This window comes from Ammoniphilus soli, assembly GCF_040813775.1.
Genome location: NZ_JBEGDL010000146.1, coordinates 1 through 901, shown reverse-complemented (window position 1 = coordinate 901; position 901 = coordinate 1). Strand labels below are relative to the sequence as shown.

Here is a 901-nt window from a genome sequence, read left to right as displayed (position 1 = left end):
TGAAAAATTGGAAATTGATATCTTTAATTGCGTTGTTAGTGGTAAGTATTGGCTACCATTATTATTCTTTTTCGGAAGAACAACGTATGATTAACTATCTGTTTACCCGATACGAGAAGGAATTGTTAAGAGCAGATAGTGCCTTGCAAGAAAGTTTGAAGGTGCAGGATATACAAGAGAAAGAACGCTATCTTCTTGCTTCTCACCAAGCGCTATCTAACAGCAGTGAGATTGCAGGTATCCTCGGAACATGGAAAAAGGAATATTCCGCAACATATGATGTTAAGATTTATACAGCTATCCCCTATGATATGAGTTCTCTACTTTACCAATCCATGGATTCTTCAAACGAGGAAGGAAATTTAAAGATTGTTTCATATATCTTTAAAATTTATTCAAGACATATCAAGGAAAGTGACGTAAATCAGCCAGAGGAATTCCGAAAGATATATAACGAAATTCATATGGAAGTAAGAAAAATGGGCTTATTTAATGAAGAAATCTTTTTAAAAGATTTAGGGGTCTAGGTAACATGCTATTAAGCTTATTGGGCAGTTTAGAGGAATAGTGCGCCTAGCTAAGCTAGGCATAACTTGTTGGTGAAAGTCCAACCGAGGTAGGGGCCAAGCCGCCTCGTAGCTAGCAGGCATCTGGTGATGAGAGCCTAAGGATGGAGCCCTGTGAAAAACTCCAATAGGGGTGAAGCAAAACTGCAGGCCGTAACATGAAGTGAATCCTGCCGCATCGTTATTTACAACCCGAAAGGGACAAGAGGGAGCCGAGCCACGTATTTCATGGCGAAGGCCACGGAACGCGTGGAGACCTTGGAGAAGCAGCGCGGAAGAGCCCTCCGGTGTATGGGGATCGGCATGCAGTGACAGTTGTGTCTGGAACTAGGGAG

General features: G+C 42.1%; 1 protein-coding gene. It reads left to right on the top strand.

Annotated features, from left to right (window positions below; genetic code table 11):
- Positions 1-527 (top strand): hypothetical protein (locus ABLT31_RS38775; protein ID WP_367761047.1); only part of this gene is annotated, 527 nt, incomplete at its 5' end.
- Between the last annotated feature and the right edge of the window lie 374 nt (positions 528-901).